The following is a 15,638-nucleotide window of genomic DNA, read 5'->3' as shown; positions in this document are numbered from 1 at the left end:
CCTGCGCACGGCACTGTGACCGGCGAAACCCAGGTTCAGGGCCTGGCGATCGAGACCCGGGGACTCGCTAAGAAATTTGGCTCGCAAACGGCAGTGAATGGCATCGACCTCATGGTTCCGCGCGGCTCGGTCTTCGGTTTTCTCGGGCCTAACGGATCGGGCAAAACGACGAGCATCCGCATGCTGCTCGGGCTCAGTCTGGCGACGAGTGGCACCATTAGCGTGCTCGGTCAGTCCATGCCCGCCCGACTGCATGAGGTCCTGCCCCACGTCGGCGCCCTCGTCGAAGGTCCGGCCTTTTACCCGTTTCTGTCCGGTGCGGCCAACCTGCGTCGTCTCGACACCGCCGATCGGTTCGCCCCACGCGGCACCCGCCGGGCCAGGGTTCAGGGTGCCCTCGAACGGGTCGGTCTCTCCCACGCTGCCGATAAAAAGGTGCACGCGTACTCGCTGGGGATGAAGCAGCGGCTCGGCATCGCCAACGCCCTCCTCCTCCCACGCGAGCTGCTGGTGCTCGATGAGCCCACCAACGGCCTCGACCCGCAGGGCACCCGTGAAGTGCGCAGCCTCGTGCACTCGCTGGCCGCCGAGGGCACGACCGTGTTCGTCTCCAGCCATCTGCTCGCCGAGGTTGAGCAGATGTGCACGCACGCCGCCGTGATGAGTGCGGGCAGCCTCGTCGCGCAGGGCACCCTGGCCCAGCTGCGGCAGGTCGGCGAATCACGGGTCCACCTGCGCACACCGGATGCCGCCGGCGCGTTGCGGGTGCTCACTCACCTCGGACTCGATCCCGTACTCGCCACGAGCGATGCGGCCGACGAGGTCGTCATCGCGCTGCTCGGGGACACCAACTGGCAGCCGGAGGCTATCGTGACGGCTCTCGTGGCCGGTGGCGTGCGCATCCGAGGTTTCGCCATCGAGGAACCCAGCCTGGAAGAACGATTCGTCGCACTGACCGGGGAGGGTTTTGATGTCGTCCAGTGAATTCCTGCCGCAGACGCAGACGCACACGCGGGCGCGCGTGGGAGGCTGGGATCTGCTCGGCTCGGAGATCTCCGTACTGTTTCGTCGTCGTCGCACCTGGGCCATGCTCGCCGCCGTGGCGCTCATCCCGACCCTGCTCGCCGTGGCTGTGCGCCTGTCGTCGTCGACGCTGGACCCGGGGGAGGGGCCGCCGTTCCTCGACCGGGTCAGCCAGAACGGCCTGTTTGTCGGCTTCACCGCCATGGTGGTCGCCATTCCTCTGTTTCTGCCGCTCACCATCGGTGTTGTCGCCGGAGATACCATCGCGGGGGAGGCAAGCCTCGGCACCCTGCGCTACCTCCTGGTGGCCCCAACCGGCCGCGTACGGCTGCTGCTGATCAAGTACGCGGGCGCTGCCCTGTTCTGCCTGGTCGCCACGCTGACGTTGACCGTGTCCGGCGCCCTCATCGGCGCAGCCCTGTTCCCGGTCGGACCGGTGACGCTGCTCTCCGGCGACACCATCAGCGTGACCGAGTCGCTGTGGCGGTCCCTGCTGGTGGCCGCATATGTCACAGTGTCGCTGCTAGGACTGTCCATGATCGGACTGTTCATCTCCACCCTCACCGATGTGCCCGTTGGAGCCATGGCTGCGACGATCGTCGTTTCGGTCGTCGCGCAGCTTCTCGACGTCATCCCACAGCTCGACTGGCTGCACCCTTGGCTGTTCAGCCACTACTGGCTTGGCTTCGCCGACCTGCTGCGGCAGCCGCTCGACCTTGGCTCGTTCGGCCAGAATGCGATCGTGCAGGTTTGCTACGTCGCCGTTTTCGGGGCTTTGGCTTACAGTCGATTCGTGACCAAGGACATCTTGTCGTAACCCCTCGTCAATGAGACAATGCCGGATCCTTGGGATCCGGCATTGTGAACTGTCTCAACCAGTCCTCGTTGATCTCTCGAAAGAAATCTCCGTGTCCGAGATGGGAATTGAACCCACACGCCCTTAATGGGCACTGGCACCTCAAGCCAGCGCGTCTACCAATTCCGCCACCCGGACTGGGTGAAACGGCCTCCGGATCAACCGGCTGCCGAGGTAATAACTTAGCACGGTTTAGAACGCCCGTTGTGTCCGTGCGCCCGTTGGCGACGGGTAGCGTGTGGTTATGGCTTCCTCCCCGAACACGTTTCCGGCCCCGAGTTCCGCTGATTCAGTGGGTGCATCACCCACGGCGGCCGCTCCGAAACTCGATCTGACCGCCGAAATCGCACGTGATCTCATCCGTTTCGACACGACAAATTATGGCGGGGGTCGTTCAAACGGTGAAACGGATACCGCCGAGTACGTTGCCGAGAAACTGCGAGCCCTCGGGCTCCTGCCGCAGCTCTTCGATTCGGAGCCCGGCCGCACGAGTGTCGTGGCCCGGGTGGCAGGCAAGGATCGATCCCGCCCTGCCCTGGTTGTGCACGGGCACCTCGACGTCGTACCGGCCGACCCGGCGAATTGGAGCGTCGACCCCTTCGCCGGCGTTATCAAAGACGGCCTGCTGTGGGGGCGCGGCGCAGTCGATATGAAAAACATGGACGCCATGATTCTCGCTTCCCTGCAGGATGTGATTGGCTCCGGGGGCGCGCCGGAGCGTGACCTGGTCATCGCGTTCTTCGCCGATGAAGAGGCCGGCGGTGTGCTCGGGTCCCATTTTCTGGTGAACGAACACCCGCACCTGTTCGACGGTGCCACCGAGGCGGTCAGCGAGGTTGGCGGGTATTCCATCACCCTCGGGGGCAAGCGCGCCTACCTGCTGCAAACCGGCGAGAAGGCCCTCGTCTGGATCAAACTGATCGCCCGCGGCGAGGCCGGACACGGCTCCCGCATGCACCCGAACAACGCGGTCACACGGCTCGCCGAGGCTGTGGCGAAACTGGGGCGCCACGAGTGGCCGATTCGCCTCACCGACACGACCGAGCAGCTGCTCGGCGAGATAGCACGCATTCTCGACGTCGATCCGCAGCAGGTCGGCCCCGATGAGCTCGCTCTCGCCACCGGAACCGCGTCCGGCTTCATCCAGGCCAGCCTGCGCACCACGGCGAATCCAACCGGCCTTACCGCCGGGTACAAGCACAACGTGATCCCGGATGCGGCCGAGGCTCTCATCGACATCCGCTCGGTGCCGGGCGAGGAAGACCTCGTCCTCGCCCAAATTCAACAGATCGTGGGGAGTGACATCGAAATTGTGACGATGCACCGTGACATCGGCCTCGAGACCGAGTTCAGCGGTCCGCTGATCGAAGCCGTCGTGGGCACCCTGGGGCGCCACGATCCCGGAGCGCCGGTGTTGCCGTACCTGTTGTCGGCCGGCACCGACAATAAGGCCTTGAGCGCGCTGGGCATCAAGGGCTACGGTTTTGCCCCGCTGCGGCTGCCAGCCGACCTCGATTTCCCGGCCATGTTCCACGGCGTGGATGAACGAGTGCCCCTTGACGCATTAGTGTTTGGCAGGCAGGTTTTGACCGACCTGCTTTCCAGCTACTAGCAAACCCTGGATCCAGCTCGGAGAGGGCATCCATTGAATAATCTGAGAAAGCGAAGCGTGTGGACTTTCTGAATGCGATCATCCTGGGCTTGGTCCAGGGCCTGACCGAGTTCCTCCCGGTATCATCAAGTGCGCACATCGCCATCGTCGGCCAGTTTATGGGCACCGGCGAAGATCCGGGGGCACGCTTCACCGCGATCACCCAGATCGGCACCGAGGCGGCTGTGGTCATCTTCTTCTGGCGCGATATCGTTCGCATCATCGGCCAATGGGCCAGATCACTCGGGGGCAGCGTTCCCCGCACAGATCCGGATGCTCGAATGGGCTGGCTCATCATTCTCGGCTCGCTGCCGATCATCATCCTCGGACTGCTGTTCCAGGACCAGATCGAGACCGTGCTGCGGTCGCTCTGGATCACCGCAACCATGCTCATCGTCTTCGGCATTCTGCTCGGAATCGCCGATCATGTCGGAGCCAAACGGCGTCGACTACAAGACATTACGGTCGGGCACGGCGTCATCTTCGGATTCGCCCAGGCCCTCGCCCTCATCCCCGGCGTGTCGCGCTCCGGCGGGACCATCACGGCCGGACTGTTCCTCGGCTACGAGCGCGCCGCCGCCGCCCGCTACGCCTTTTTGCTGGCCATTCCTGCGGTGCTCGGCAGCGGCTTCTTCCAGATCTACAAGTCCATCGCCGAGCCGTGCCTGGCTGGCGCAGCCAACTGCACGCCCGAAATCTTCGGCCCGCTCGAAACGCTCGTGGCCACCGTCATCGCCTTCTTCGTGGCCCTCGCCGTGATCGCTTTCTTCATGAACTACATCTCCAAGCGCAGCTTCCTGCCGTTCGTGATTTACCGCATCGTGCTGGGAATCGTGCTGTTCATCCTCCTCGGCACGAACGTCATCTCCGCCTAGGCACTCGCAAGGCGACTGCACTTTGAAAGCTAGGCTGGTTGCATGCGTGCATGGGAACGACCCGAAATTGTCTCTGTCCCCGGCGAATCCAGTGCTCCCTGGCTCCACGACACCAAAACGGACAGCCTGGTGCTGGCGCAGCCGCGCCATGCGGCCCGGCTGTACGTCTGCGGCATCACGCCGTACGACGCGACGCACATCGGTCATGCCAACACCTACCTGGCCTTCGACACTCTGCAGCGGGTCTGGATCGATGCCGGCTTCCGCGTGCACTATGCCCAGAATGTGACGGATGTCGATGACCCGCTCCTGGAGCGTGCAACGGCCACCGGCGTGGACTGGCGCGACCTCGCCGAATCGCAGGTCGAGCTGTACCGCACCGATATGCAAGCGCTCAGCATTATTCCACCGAACGATTTCGTCGCCGTGACCGAGGTCATCGACGAGATCGCCGCCGCAGTCGCCGCACTTCGCGATGCCGGACTGGCCTACCCGGTACCGACCGACGATGCCGTAGCCGGTGCTGACGGGCAGATCGCCGCCGATCTCTACTTCGATATCGCAGCTGCGCAAGCGAACACGGGCTGGACGCTCGGCGAGGAGAGCAACCTCGACCTAGTCAGCATGCTCCGACTGTTCGCTGAGCGCGGGGGAGACCCAGACCGATTGGGCAAGCGCGACCGTCTCGATCCGCTGCTCTGGCGGGCCGCCCGGGCTGGAGAACCGGCCTGGGAATCCTGCGTCGGTGCGGGGCGACCCGGCTGGCACATCGAGTGCTCGGTCATTGCCCTGAAGGAACTCGGTACCGACTTCACCGTGCAGGGCGGCGGATCCGATCTGATCTTCCCGCACCACGACATGAGCGCCGGACACGCGGAAGGGTTGTCCGGGCATCCGCTCGCCGGCGTCTACAGCCACACCGGCATGGTCGCCTACCGGGGTGAGAAGATGAGCAAGTCGCTCGGAAACCTCGTACTGGTGTCGCAACTGCTGGCCGGGGGCATCGATCCCCGGGCCATTCGTCTCGCCCTGCTCGACCGCCACTATCGCGCCGACTGGGAGTGGACGTCGTCCCTGCTCGACGAAGGGGTGGAGCGTTTGGCCCGCTGGTCAACGGCCTTCGGTGCCGGTGCCACGGCCTTTGACGGTGCCTCCGGTTCAGCGACAGCGGTCGTGCAATCGCTTCGTCTGGCTCTCCGCCACGATCTGGACACTCCGGAGGCGCTGCGCATCATCGACCACGCTGCAGCCGACACCGTCGACGCCCCTGAACTGGTCCAGCGCGCCGTCCACGCCCTGCTGGGCGTGGCGCTCTAGAACTTACTGCCGGGGGCCCTCTGGCCGACTGCCAGGCCCGTCGGGTCGACCGTCACCGCGTCCATCACGTCCGTCAGTGCCGCGTTTACGCAGGTATTTCTCGAACTCCTTCGCGATGGCTTCGCCGCTCGCTTCGGGGGAGTCGACGGTATCGCGGGCCTGCTCAAGTTGGGCGATGTAGGCGGCCATCTCTTCATCCTCACCGGCCAGTACATCGATCCCGGTTTCCCATTCGGCCGCCTCGGTGACGAGCGCACCACGGGGGATCACGACGTCGATCACTTCTTCCAGCTTGTCGATCAGGGCCAGCATCGCCTTGGGCGACGGCGCGTTATGCACATAGTGGGGGACGGATGCCCAAATCGACAGCGTCGGAATGCCCGCAGTCTCGGCGGCATCCGACAGTACGCTGAGAATGCCGACGGGGCCCTCGTAGTTGCTGCGTTCAATCTGTAATTCGCCGCGCACTTTTGAATTGTCGCTTGACACGAAGATAGAAATGGGTCGGGTGTGCGGAACGTCGGCGAGCATCGCTCCCAGAAACACCACGCCGCTCACATCGGCGGCGAGAGCAGCGTGGAGAATCTCCGCCGCAAAACTCTTCCAGCTTCGTGAGGGTTCGGTACCGATGAGCAGGTAAATATTGCCGGCATTCGCACCACTGACGCGCAGCTCGGCGTCCTCGGCCAGCGGAACGCTCACCGGTCCGGCGGCCGTCGGTCCATACATGATCGCGCTCGGCCACCCGATCGCTCGCACGCCGTCTTCATTGGTCGACACGGTCGGTCGGTTGAACTGGTAGTCAAAGTACAGTTCCGGATCGACCTCGGTGATGACCTCGACGTCGAGGAGGTCTTTGAGCGCACGTACCGCCCCGGTCGCAGCTTCGCCGGCATCATTCCAACCCTCGAAAGCTACGACGAGAAGCCGCCCGCCCAGAAACCTAATACCGTCAGTCACCGTGTATGTCCTCAATTCTTTCGGCCTCCCGGTGGAGCGCCTCAGTCAAGGATAGGCGGTGGCCCTAGCTAGACTTGGATCCCGTGAATGTTTATCCTGTACAGCTCTCCGCGCCCGTTTCCCTGCCCGCCGCCGTCCTCTGGGACATGGACGGGACCATCGTCGACACCGAACCGTACTGGATGCGCGCCGAAACGGAGCTGGTCGCTGAATTCGGCGGCGTCTGGACGCAGGACGATGGCATGCTGCTGGTCGGCTCCGGACTGTGGAACTCTGCGGCGATTCTTCAGTCGCGCGGAGTGGATCTCACGCCAGACGCCGTTGTGGCTCGCCTCACCGACCGGGTTCAGCAGCAGCTTACCGAGCATGGTATTCCCTGGCGTCCAGGATCTCGTGAACTCCTGCAAGAGCTGAAGAAGGCGGGAGTGCCGACCGCGCTCGTGACGATGTCGGTCGAGCGCATGGCTCGGCAGATCATCAACCTGATTGATTTTCCCGCGTTTGACCTGGTGATCGCTGGCGACATGATCGCCAACAGCAAGCCGCACCCTGACCCTTACCTCGTAGCGGCCGAACGGCTCGGTGTCGATCCGCGCCGGTGCATCGCCATTGAGGACTCCGTTCCCGGTGTCGCTTCCGCTGTCGCCGCCGGAACCATCACCATCGCCGTGCCCCACCAGATCGACCTGCCGGAAAGCGACCAATACACCCGCTGGCCGACGCTGGTCGGTCGCACGATCGATGATGTGGCAGCGCTCTATCGTTTCTCCACCGCTGAACTCTCCGAATCCGTTCATCCTCTCGCCCCCACCGGGGCTGCCCGACACGAAAGCGCACCACTCGCATGAGCAACAACCAGGTCATTCAAAACAGTGGACTCTTTCGTGTCGGCGACCGCGTACAGCTCACCGGACCGAAGGGGCGGATGAACACCATTTCTCTCCAGGCCGGCCTGACTTTTCACACGCACCGTGGAATTCTCGCGCACGACGACATCATCGGGCAGCCCGACGGCTCGGTCGTCACCAACAACGTCGGGGTCGAGCATCTTGCGCTGCGCCCCCTACTGGTGGACTTCGTGATGAGCATGCCGCGCGGCGCGGCTATCATCTATCCCAAGGATGCTGCGCAAATTCTGGCCCAGGCCGATGTATTTCCCGGTGCCACTGTCGTCGAAGCCGGAGTCGGTTCAGGAGCGCTCTCGCTCTGGCTATTGCGGGCAATCGGTCCGGCCGGTCGGCTCGCTTCCTTCGAACGACGAGAGGAATTCGCTGACGTCGCCCGGGACAATATCGCTACCTTCCTCGGCAATGATCCGGAGAACTGGAGCATCACCCTCGGTGACCTCGCCGAAACCCTGCCGAAGACCATGCCGGCACAGAGCGTTGACCGAGTCGTCCTGGACATGCTGGCACCGTGGGAATGCCTTGGCTCGGTTTCCGACGTGCTCAAGCCCGGTGGGGTTTTGCTTTGCTATGTCGCCACGGTAACGCAGCTGTCCCGCGTGGCCGAGGCTATTCGTGGTACCGGTTTTTACACCAACCCGGACTCCAGCGAGACCATGATTCGCGGCTGGCACGTAGAGGGACTCGCCGTTCGCCCTGACCATCGAATGATTGGGCACACCGGATTTCTCATTACCGCCAGACGACTCGCTCCCGACACGATTCTGCCCGAATTGAAACGGCGACCGTCGAAGACCGACTTCAATGACGCCGACGTCGAGGCGTGGACACCGGGGGCGCTCGGTGAGCGCAATGTCAGTGCCAAGGTCATGCGCAAACGCGTGCGGATCGCCGGGACCAGTGCAGACCTCTCCAAGGCTCGAGACCTCGACGCCGGTTAGGATAGGGCCCGGCCCGCTTCGGTTCTACTACGTGCGAAGCGACGGCAGCACCACCCGGTCACAGAACGACCCCAGCATCCAACGCAGCACCCTGTGCTGCAGCAACCCCGTACCGAAAGAAGGACTTGTGCGCAAAGCATCCGCGCTGATCGCCACCGCCGGACTCGTGATGGCGGCATTGACCGCCTGTGCCAGCCCCGGTACGGCCCAGGCCTCCTGTGACGCACCGGTCTCCTCGGGTGCAGCCTCCGAGCTGGTGTCGGTTTCCGGCAACTTTGGTACGGCACCGGATGTCACTTTTCCGACGCCCCTCAAGTCCGCGTCCACCCAGCGCACCGAGGTCATTGCCGGATCGGGGGAAAAAGTCGTTCCCGGACAGAAGATCACCGCAGAGTTCAACCTCTACAACGGCACGACCGGTGCTGCGATCCAGCAGAGCGCTTTTGACGGCTCAACGGCCGTCCCGATCATCCTCAATGAGAGCACCCTTCCCGGATTCGTCGACGGTCTGCTCTGCGCCCAGGTCGGGGCACGCGTCGCGATCGTCATCGCACCCGAGGATGCCTTCGGACCAGCCGGCGGCAACGAACAGTTCCAGGTCGCGGAGACGGACTCCCTCGTGCTCGTGGTCGACATTGTGAAGGCCTTCCTGCCTCGGGCCGACGGCGCAGACCAGCCGGTCGCGAACGGTCTTCCCGCGGTAGTCCTGGACGCCGATGGTACGCCCGGCATTGTCGTGCCGTCCGGTGACGCGCCCACCGAACTCGAAATCGGGGTCCTCAAGAAGGGCTCCGGGGTGAAGGTCCAGGAAGATTCGACGGTCACCTTGAACTACACCGGAGTGCTCTGGAAAGAGAAGACGGTCTTTGATTCCAGCTGGGCGAACGGCAGCCCGGTCGAGTTAGTTCCCACTGAGCTCATCCCCGGCATGGCAGCGGCCCTCACCGGGCAAACCGTCGGGTCGCAAATCGTCGCCGTCATTCCGCCCGCACAGGCCTACGGCATGACCGCGTCGGGCGCAGTTCCGGCCGATTCCACGCTCATCTTCGTCTTCGACATCCTCGGCATCAACTGAACGGCGGGAGCGACCTCGTGCCTTCCCCGGTCTACCCAGACGAACGCCGCGACGCACCCAAACCGCGGCCGGTCACCGCTCCGGAACGCCTGTTCAGCCTGGTCCTGGCACTCGTAGCGACGGAATCCGGGCTGACCAAGGCGGATATCCTCGCTAACGTTCAGGGCTATCGGCAGCGATTCCTGATCGCTGGACCCAATGGCAGTCTGGAGCGCCAATTTGAGCGCGACAAGGACGACATTCGGGAACTAGGCATTCCTCTCGAGACGATCGAGACCCTGGACGATCCCGGCAGCAACCATCACTTGCGCTATCGCATACCGAAAGGACTGTACGACCTGCCGGCCGATGTGACCTTCACTCCCGACGAAGTGTCGCTGCTCAAACTCGCCGGCACGGTGTGGCGCGAAGGATCATTGTCCGGTGAATCCCGCCGCGCCCTGATCAAGTTAAATTCGCTCGGCGTCGACTCGAGCGAACCTGTGCTCGGCTACGCACCGCTGCTTCGTACGCGGGACCACAGCTTCGACCCGCTGAGCAAAGCGCTGGATCGCACCCAGGTCGTGGCCTTTCTCTACCTCAAGCCAGGCAAGAGGAAACCGCTCCGTCGCGTGGTCGTCCCCCGGGCTCTCGTTCAGCATGAGGGACGCTGGCACCTCTACGCGACCGATGAGGTTGCTCATGCGCCGCGCACCTTCCTCCTCTCGCGCATCGTGGGAGCGGTCACGGTCCTACCGGCGGCGTCCCCGGCCCCGGTCACCGACGCTGCCGACGATACGTTCGCGGGCACTGCTGCCGACAGTGCCCGCGCCCTGGCCGAATTAGAAGAGCTGTGGGCGAGCAACGTCGCGCACATCCTGGTGCAGCCGGGCACCGACGCGGCAGTACGGCTCGGCGCGCGCCAGTATGGCATCCCGGCAACGGACCCGGCGTCCAGCCGGGAGCGCATCCTGCATTTCACCGACCTGCACGTTCTCGCCGACGAATTGGCCGCCTTCGGGCCGGAAGTATTCGTCGTTGGTCCTCTCGCTCTGCGCACGGCCGTGACCAGCCGATTGCTCGCCGTTCGCGATGGGCATTCGCCCGATTTGCCGGTCCGGGCAGCCGGAGGGGCGCCGCGTCGTCGGCTGACGCAACCCAAAACGCAGCCCTCCACGCCGGCCTCGCAGTCGCGGATCGCCAGCGACCAGCTCACCATCCTACTTTCGCTGGTTCCGTACCTCATTGAGCAGGGTCCGGTGACCGTCACAGAGGTCGCCGAGCATTTCGGCCTGCCCCCTGAACGTGTGCGATCCTTGGTCAGTCTCATCGCCTTGTCCGGAATTCCCGGGGAAACACGTCAGTATTTGCACGGCGATCTCTTCGACATACTCTGGGATGAATTTGAGCTGAACGACCGCATCGTCCTCACCCATCAGGTCGCTATCGACGATTCTCCCAGGTTCTCGGCTCGGGAGGCTGCAGCGCTCATCGCCGGCCTGCAATACCTCTCGGCCCTCCCCGACAACGCTGATACGAATGCGATTGCATCGCTGATGGCCAAGTTGACGCGCGGGGCGTCGGCTCCGCCAACCCAACTGGCCGTCGCGCAGAGAGATGGCGGGGCGACACGTGCACTCGTCCAGGCAGCTCTCACGTCGGGGATGCAGGTCGAGTTCGACTACCTCAACGCTCGTGGTGCTCACGAACACCGTCGCGTCGATCCGCTGCGCATCGAATCCGTTGACAACGACTGGTACCTGCGCGGCTGGTGCCATCTCCGCGAAGCGGTGCGCACGTTCCGTCTTGATCGCATCAGCGACCCGCGCACGACCACCAAGGCACGAAGTACGCATGCCGCGGAGATTTTACTGCCCGATACCCTGTTCCAGGCCTCCAGCGGCGATCTGGATGTACGACTCGAACTCGAAACCGCCGCGCTGCCGTTGCTTGCGGACTACCGCCCCGAACGTTCGGTTCCGGTGGGTACAGGGGTTCGCACTCGCACCACCCTGCGGGTCGCCCACTCCCACGCCCTTAAACGACTGGTTGCGGGACTGGCCGGGATCGTCACCGTACTCGAACCCGCCGAACCACGCCGTGTCGTTGCCGATTGGGCGGCGGCAGGCGTCGCGCAGTACACCGATGCCCCTGTCCCGGCTGACGAGGATTAGCGGGTGCCGTGGTGGTCCTGGTTGCTTATCTGGAGTGGGCTGACGCTGGGTTCCCTGGCCGTGTTGGTATGGTCCGGTCTGCGGCTCTACCGGAAATCCCTCGGCGCTCTTTGTGCGTTCGAAGCCCTGGCCGATCAGGTCGCTGCACTGAACGTGGATGTCAGCCCGAGACCGGAGGAGTTCAGGCCAGCCGTCTTCATGGATCTTGCGGGACTGCGCCACGAGGTCGAGCAGCGCGAAGCGGAACGCGTCCATCGGCGTCAGGTGCGTCGCGACGGCCGGATCGTGCGGGGTAAACTGATAGGGAACGCCCGCTACGTTACCCGCTAACACAGAGGACACGCCCTCATGCTGCAAAATCTGACCGGATGGCATTTTCTGATCATCCTCGTCGTCGTACTGCTTCTCTTCGGTGCGCCCAAACTTCCCGGACTCGCCCGCAGCCTTGGCCAGTCGATGAAGATTTTCAAAAGCGAGATCAAGAGCGACAGTGTCGATCCCGATCCCAACGCACCGACCCAGTCGGGCGGCTCTACTGGCGATGACGCTGCGAAGTCCTCGGGTCCGATCGACCCTTCCGCGAAGCCCTAGCTACCGTGGCGGTACGCACGCGTCGGCGTACGCCCGTTGAAGGCAAAATGTCGCTCGGCCAGCATCTGGTCGAGTTGCGTAAGCGCCTCTACCTAGCCGCCGCTGGCCTCCTGATCGGTGCGATCGCCGGTTGGTTCCTCTCGGATTTCGTCTGGGACCAGCTGCGTGAACCGATCTACGCCATCATCAACGCCCAGCATCGCAACGCGCAGATCAACTACCCCGACATTACGAGCGCCTTTGACCTGAAGCTGAAGATTTCCCTCTACGTCGGTCTGATCGTATCCAGTCCGGTCTGGCTGTACCAGGTGTTCGCGTTCCTCGTACCCGGCTTGACGCGCACGGAGAAGAAGTACATTTTCGGCTTTTTGTTGACCGCCATCCCGTTGTTCCTAGCCGGCTGCGCGGCCGGCTGGATCGTGCTGCCGCACGTGGTCGAACTCATGACGGGTTTCGCCCCGACCGAGGACTCCGCATTCATCAACGCCCAGGGGTACTTCGACTTCGTGCTCAAGCTCGTCGTTGCCATCGGGATCGCATTCGTCTTGCCGGTGTTCATCGTGCTCTTGAACTTCGCCGGTGTCATCAGCGCAGCATCCATCATCAAATCCTGGCGGATCGCCATTCTGGTCATTGTGTTGTTCACCGCGATCGCCACCCCCGCGGCCGATGTCGTGTCAATGTTCCTTCTCGCGATCCCCATGGTCATGTTGTACTTTGCCGCCTACGGGATCGCATGGCTGCACGATCGACGCACGGCCAAAAAAGTGCTCGCGTTCGAGAAGGATCTCGGACTCGGGGCCAGCTAGAACTTCTATGTCGCAAGTGTTAAGGATCACGTGATGCACACGCAATCGCCGGCCGAACGATATTCGGCCGCGCGCACCCGCACCAGCCAGCCGAAACTACGGGCCTTCGAAGGCGCTCTGAAATTCGACCTCGACCCGTTTCAACGCGAAGCCTGCGCTTGCCTGGAGACCGGCAACAGCGTGCTCGTCGCCGCGCCGACCGGCGCGGGAAAAACGATCGTCGCCGAGTTCGCGATCTATCTCGCGATGCAGCAGCTCCGCGCCAAGGTGTTCTACACCGCGCCGATGAAAGCCCTCAGCAATCAGAAGTTCCAGGAGTTCGTCGCCGAGTATGGTGCGGAGCAGGTCGGGTTACTCACCGGTGACAGCAATGTGAACCCGGGGGCGCGCATCGTTGTTATGACCACCGAGGTGCTCCGGAACATGCTCTATGCGGATTCCGACCTGTTGACCGATCTCGCCTTCGTGGTGATGGACGAGGTGCACTACCTCGCCGACCGCTTTCGCGGGGCCGTCTGGGAAGAAGTGATCATTCATCTGCCGCGGGCGGTACGGATGGTCTCGCTCAGCGCCACCGTGTCGAACGCAGAGGAGTTCGGGGACTGGTTGCAGGCAGTGCGCGGTGAGACCGACGTCGTCGTCTCCGAGGAACGTCCGGTTCCCCTTGAACAGCACGTGCTGGTCAAAAACAACATGCTCGATCTCTTTGATTCCACGGGCTTGATCGGCACTCACCGGGTCAATCCGGAACTCGTTCGGCTCGCCCACGCCGGTGGGCGTTCGGCCGGTGGTCGTGGCCGTGGTTCCAGTCGGCAGGGCGGCGGCTTTCGCGGTCACGACAAGCAACGCCCACAGTTTGATGCTGGGCGCATGGATCGCGGTGACATTGTGCGCATGCTCGACGGTAAACACCTGCTGCCCGCGATCTTTTTCATCTTCAGCCGGGTCGGCTGCGACCAGGCCGTGCGGCAGGTGCTGCGCTCAGGCGTGCGCCTGACCCAGGAACACGAGCGCGACGAAATCCGCCAGATCGTCGACGATCGGTGCCGCACCCTGCTCGACGAAGACCTCGGCGTGCTTGGCTACTTCGAGTGGCTCGACGGCCTCGAACGCGGTGTTGCCGCCCACCATGCCGGCCTGCTGCCCGCGTTCAAGGAGGTCGTCGAGGAACTGTTTCAGAAGAAGCTGGTCAAGGCCGTTTTCGCAACCGAAACCCTTGCCCTCGGTATCAATATGCCGGCGCGCACCGTGGTCCTCGACAAGCTCGAGAAGTTCAACGGTGAAGCCAGGGTGCCAATCACGCCGGGGGAATATACCCAGCTGACCGGGCGGGCCGGTCGTCGCGGCATCGACACACTCGGTCACTCCGTCATCCAGTGGGCCCAGGGTCTGGACCCGCAGTCGGTCGCGTCGCTGGCCTCTCGGCGTACCTATCCGCTGAATTCGAGTTTCAAGCCGACCTACAATATGGCTGTCAACCTGATCGATCAGTTCGGCGTCGCCCGCACCCGTGCTGTCCTCGAATCCTCCTTCGCACAGTTCCAGGCCGATCGGGCTGTCGTCGATCTCGCGCGCTCCGTGCTTCAGCAGGAAGAGTCCCTGTCCGGGTTCAAGACCAGCATGACGTGCCACCTCGGCAATTTTGAGGAGTACTCGTCGATTCGACGTCGGCTGACCGAGGTCGAGCGTGAAGGCACCAAGGCCGACAACTCACTCCGGGGGGAGCGCGACAAACGGCAGCGTGAGGTAGCCAGCCTGCGCAAGCAGATGCGCGCCCATGGCTGCCACCACTGCCCCGACCGCGAGGCGCACTCGCGCTGGGCTGAGCGCTGGTTCAAGCTCAAGCGGCAAACGGATGCCCTCAGCCAGCAGATCTCCCAACGCACCGGTGCCATTGCGCGGGTCTTCGACCGGGTGACTGACGTTCTGCTCAGCTACGGCTACCTCGAATCCGACGTTCGCGGAACGATCGCGTTGAGCGAAAGCGGACGCATCCTGCGCCGAATCTACGCCGAACGGGATCTACTTGTCGCCGAATCCCTGCGCCGCGGCCTGTGGAAAGACCTCGACGCCGCCAGTTTGGCCGCCATGGCCTGCGCCCTGGTGTTCGAGCCGCGCCGCGAGGAGGGTCTGATCGACGCGCGTTACCTGCCCAAGGGACCGTTCCGACCGGCTCTGGACGAGACGCAAGAACTGTGGAGCCGCATCGACGACCTGGAACGAGACCATAAACTACCCGGCAGTAACCCGCTCGCGGTCGGCCTCAGCCTCGCCATGTGGAAGTGGGCCCACGGCGCGTCACTCGCCGACGTGCTCTACGAAGCCGAAATGGCGGCGGGTGATTTCGTGCGCTGGACCAAACAGACCATCGACCTGCTCGACCAGCTCTCGATCGCGGGTGACGGTCATGTCGGACCGACCGCACGCGAGGCCATGGACTCGATTCGTCGCGGCATCGTCGCCTACTCTTCGGTGGCCTGAA

The 15,638-nt window shown here is 63.6% G+C and carries 14 protein-coding genes and 1 tRNA gene; 13 read left to right on the top strand and 2 right to left on the bottom strand.

The window, feature by feature from the left end; genetic code table 11:
* Nucleotides 1-15 precede the first annotated feature (15 nt).
* Together CXY73_RS15440 and CXY73_RS15435 are read left to right on the top strand one after the other, a co-directional pair.
* Nucleotides 16-984, top strand: a complete 969-nt coding sequence (locus tag CXY73_RS15440) for an ATP-binding cassette domain-containing protein (protein WP_233198381.1) — start codon at nt 16-18, stop codon at nt 982-984.
* A complete protein-coding gene (locus CXY73_RS15435) occupies nt 971-1,840 on the top strand; it encodes an ABC transporter permease (RefSeq protein ID WP_104178190.1) in 870 nt (289 codons plus the stop codon). The genes CXY73_RS15440 and CXY73_RS15435 overlap by 14 nt, the downstream gene beginning before the upstream one ends.
* 92 nt (nt 1,841-1,932) lie before the next feature.
* On the opposite strand, the gene CXY73_RS15430 is transcribed toward CXY73_RS15435, so the two are convergent.
* Nucleotides 1,933-2,017 (bottom strand) — tRNA-Leu (locus CXY73_RS15430).
* Between the two features lie 106 nt (nt 2,018-2,123).
* On the opposite strand from CXY73_RS15430, the gene CXY73_RS15425 reads away from it, so the two are divergent.
* Genes CXY73_RS15425 through mshC form a run of 3 tightly spaced genes read left to right on the top strand, consistent with a single transcriptional unit; the run spans nt 2,124 to nt 5,722 of the window.
* Nucleotides 2,124-3,491 (top strand): M20/M25/M40 family metallo-hydrolase, encoded by a 1,368-nt coding sequence (locus tag CXY73_RS15425; protein ID WP_104178189.1) that lies wholly within the window; start codon nt 2,124-2,126, stop codon nt 3,489-3,491.
* 59 nt (nt 3,492-3,550) lie between these two features.
* Nucleotides 3,551-4,405: an undecaprenyl-diphosphate phosphatase gene (locus CXY73_RS15420; protein ID WP_104178188.1), complete on the top strand. Its 855-nt coding sequence runs from the start codon at nt 3,551-3,553 to the stop codon at nt 4,403-4,405.
* 42 nt (nt 4,406-4,447) lie between these two features.
* Complete coding sequence (gene mshC / locus CXY73_RS15415; RefSeq protein WP_104178187.1) at nt 4,448-5,722, top strand: cysteine--1-D-myo-inosityl 2-amino-2-deoxy-alpha-D-glucopyranoside ligase; 1,275 nt, start codon at nt 4,448-4,450, stop codon at nt 5,720-5,722.
* A 3-nt stretch (nt 5,723-5,725) separates the two neighbouring features.
* Here the strand turns inward: mshC and CXY73_RS15410 are convergent, their stop codons facing one another.
* Nucleotides 5,726-6,682: a proteasome assembly chaperone family protein gene (locus CXY73_RS15410; protein ID WP_104178186.1), complete on the bottom strand. Its 957-nt coding sequence runs from the start codon at nt 6,680-6,682 to the stop codon at nt 5,726-5,728.
* A gap of 83 nt (nt 6,683-6,765) precedes the next feature.
* On the opposite strand from CXY73_RS15410, the gene CXY73_RS15405 reads away from it, so the two are divergent.
* The 8 genes from CXY73_RS15405 to CXY73_RS15365 all read left to right on the top strand — a co-directional run bounded on the left by CXY73_RS15405 (nt 6,766) and on the right by CXY73_RS15365 (nt 15,637).
* On the top strand, nt 6,766-7,530 hold the full coding sequence (locus tag CXY73_RS15405) for an HAD family phosphatase (protein WP_255411393.1): 765 nt from the start codon (nt 6,766-6,768) through the stop codon (nt 7,528-7,530).
* A complete protein-coding gene (locus CXY73_RS15400) occupies nt 7,527-8,528 on the top strand; it encodes a tRNA (adenine-N1)-methyltransferase (protein WP_104134979.1) in 1,002 nt (333 codons plus the stop codon). The genes CXY73_RS15405 and CXY73_RS15400 overlap by 4 nt, the downstream gene beginning before the upstream one ends.
* Before the next feature lie 127 nt (nt 8,529-8,655).
* On the top strand, nt 8,656-9,603 hold the full coding sequence (locus CXY73_RS15395; protein WP_146071776.1) for an FKBP-type peptidyl-prolyl cis-trans isomerase: 948 nt from the start codon (nt 8,656-8,658) through the stop codon (nt 9,601-9,603).
* Nucleotides 9,604-9,620: 17 nt separating this feature from the next.
* Entirely contained in the window at nt 9,621-11,756 is a 2,136-nt protein-coding gene (locus CXY73_RS22905; protein ID WP_233198380.1) for a YafY family protein, read from the top strand.
* Between the two features lie 3 nt (nt 11,757-11,759).
* Nucleotides 11,760-12,086, top strand: a complete 327-nt coding sequence (locus tag CXY73_RS15380; protein WP_104178185.1) for a hypothetical protein — start codon at nt 11,760-11,762, stop codon at nt 12,084-12,086.
* Between the two features lie 18 nt (nt 12,087-12,104).
* The gene (tatA, locus tag CXY73_RS23340; protein ID WP_104178184.1) at nt 12,105-12,347 is read left to right on the top strand and encodes a twin-arginine translocase TatA/TatE family subunit; all 243 of its coding nucleotides are present in this window, start codon (nt 12,105-12,107) and stop codon (nt 12,345-12,347) included.
* A gap of 47 nt (nt 12,348-12,394) precedes the next feature.
* Nucleotides 12,395-13,156: a twin-arginine translocase subunit TatC gene (gene tatC / locus CXY73_RS15370; RefSeq protein WP_104178183.1), complete on the top strand. Its 762-nt coding sequence runs from the start codon at nt 12,395-12,397 to the stop codon at nt 13,154-13,156.
* Between the two features lie 33 nt (nt 13,157-13,189).
* Nucleotides 13,190-15,637, top strand: a complete 2,448-nt coding sequence (locus CXY73_RS15365; RefSeq protein ID WP_104178182.1) for an RNA helicase — start codon at nt 13,190-13,192, stop codon at nt 15,635-15,637.
* The last annotated feature ends 1 nt before the right edge of the window (nt 15,638 follow it).

Source organism: Cryobacterium sp. Y50, from assembly GCF_002929805.1.
Classification (GTDB): domain Bacteria; phylum Actinomycetota; class Actinomycetes; order Actinomycetales; family Microbacteriaceae; genus Cryobacterium.
Note: the sequence above shows the minus strand (reverse complement) of the source record. Positions and strands in the feature narration are given on the sequence as shown.

Bases quoted from the DNA above. Each gene is read 5' to 3' on its own strand.
- CXY73_RS15400 (WP_104134979.1), top strand. From the start codon at position 7,527: ATGAGCAACAACCAGGTCATTCAAAACAGTGGACTCTTTCGTGTCGGC.
- CXY73_RS15425 (WP_104178189.1), top strand. From the start codon at position 2,124: ATGGCTTCCTCCCCGAACACGTTTCCGGCCCCGAGTTCCGCTGATTCA.
- CXY73_RS15365 (WP_104178182.1), top strand. From the start codon at position 13,190: ATGCACACGCAATCGCCGGCCGAACGATATTCGGCCGCGCGCACCCGC.
- CXY73_RS15435 (WP_104178190.1), top strand. From the start codon at position 971: ATGTCGTCCAGTGAATTCCTGCCGCAGACGCAGACGCACACGCGGGCG.
- mshC (WP_104178187.1), top strand. From the start codon at position 4,448: ATGCGTGCATGGGAACGACCCGAAATTGTCTCTGTCCCCGGCGAATCC.
- tatC (WP_104178183.1), top strand. From the start codon at position 12,395: ATGTCGCTCGGCCAGCATCTGGTCGAGTTGCGTAAGCGCCTCTACCTA.
- tatA (WP_104178184.1), top strand. From the start codon at position 12,105: ATGCTGCAAAATCTGACCGGATGGCATTTTCTGATCATCCTCGTCGTC.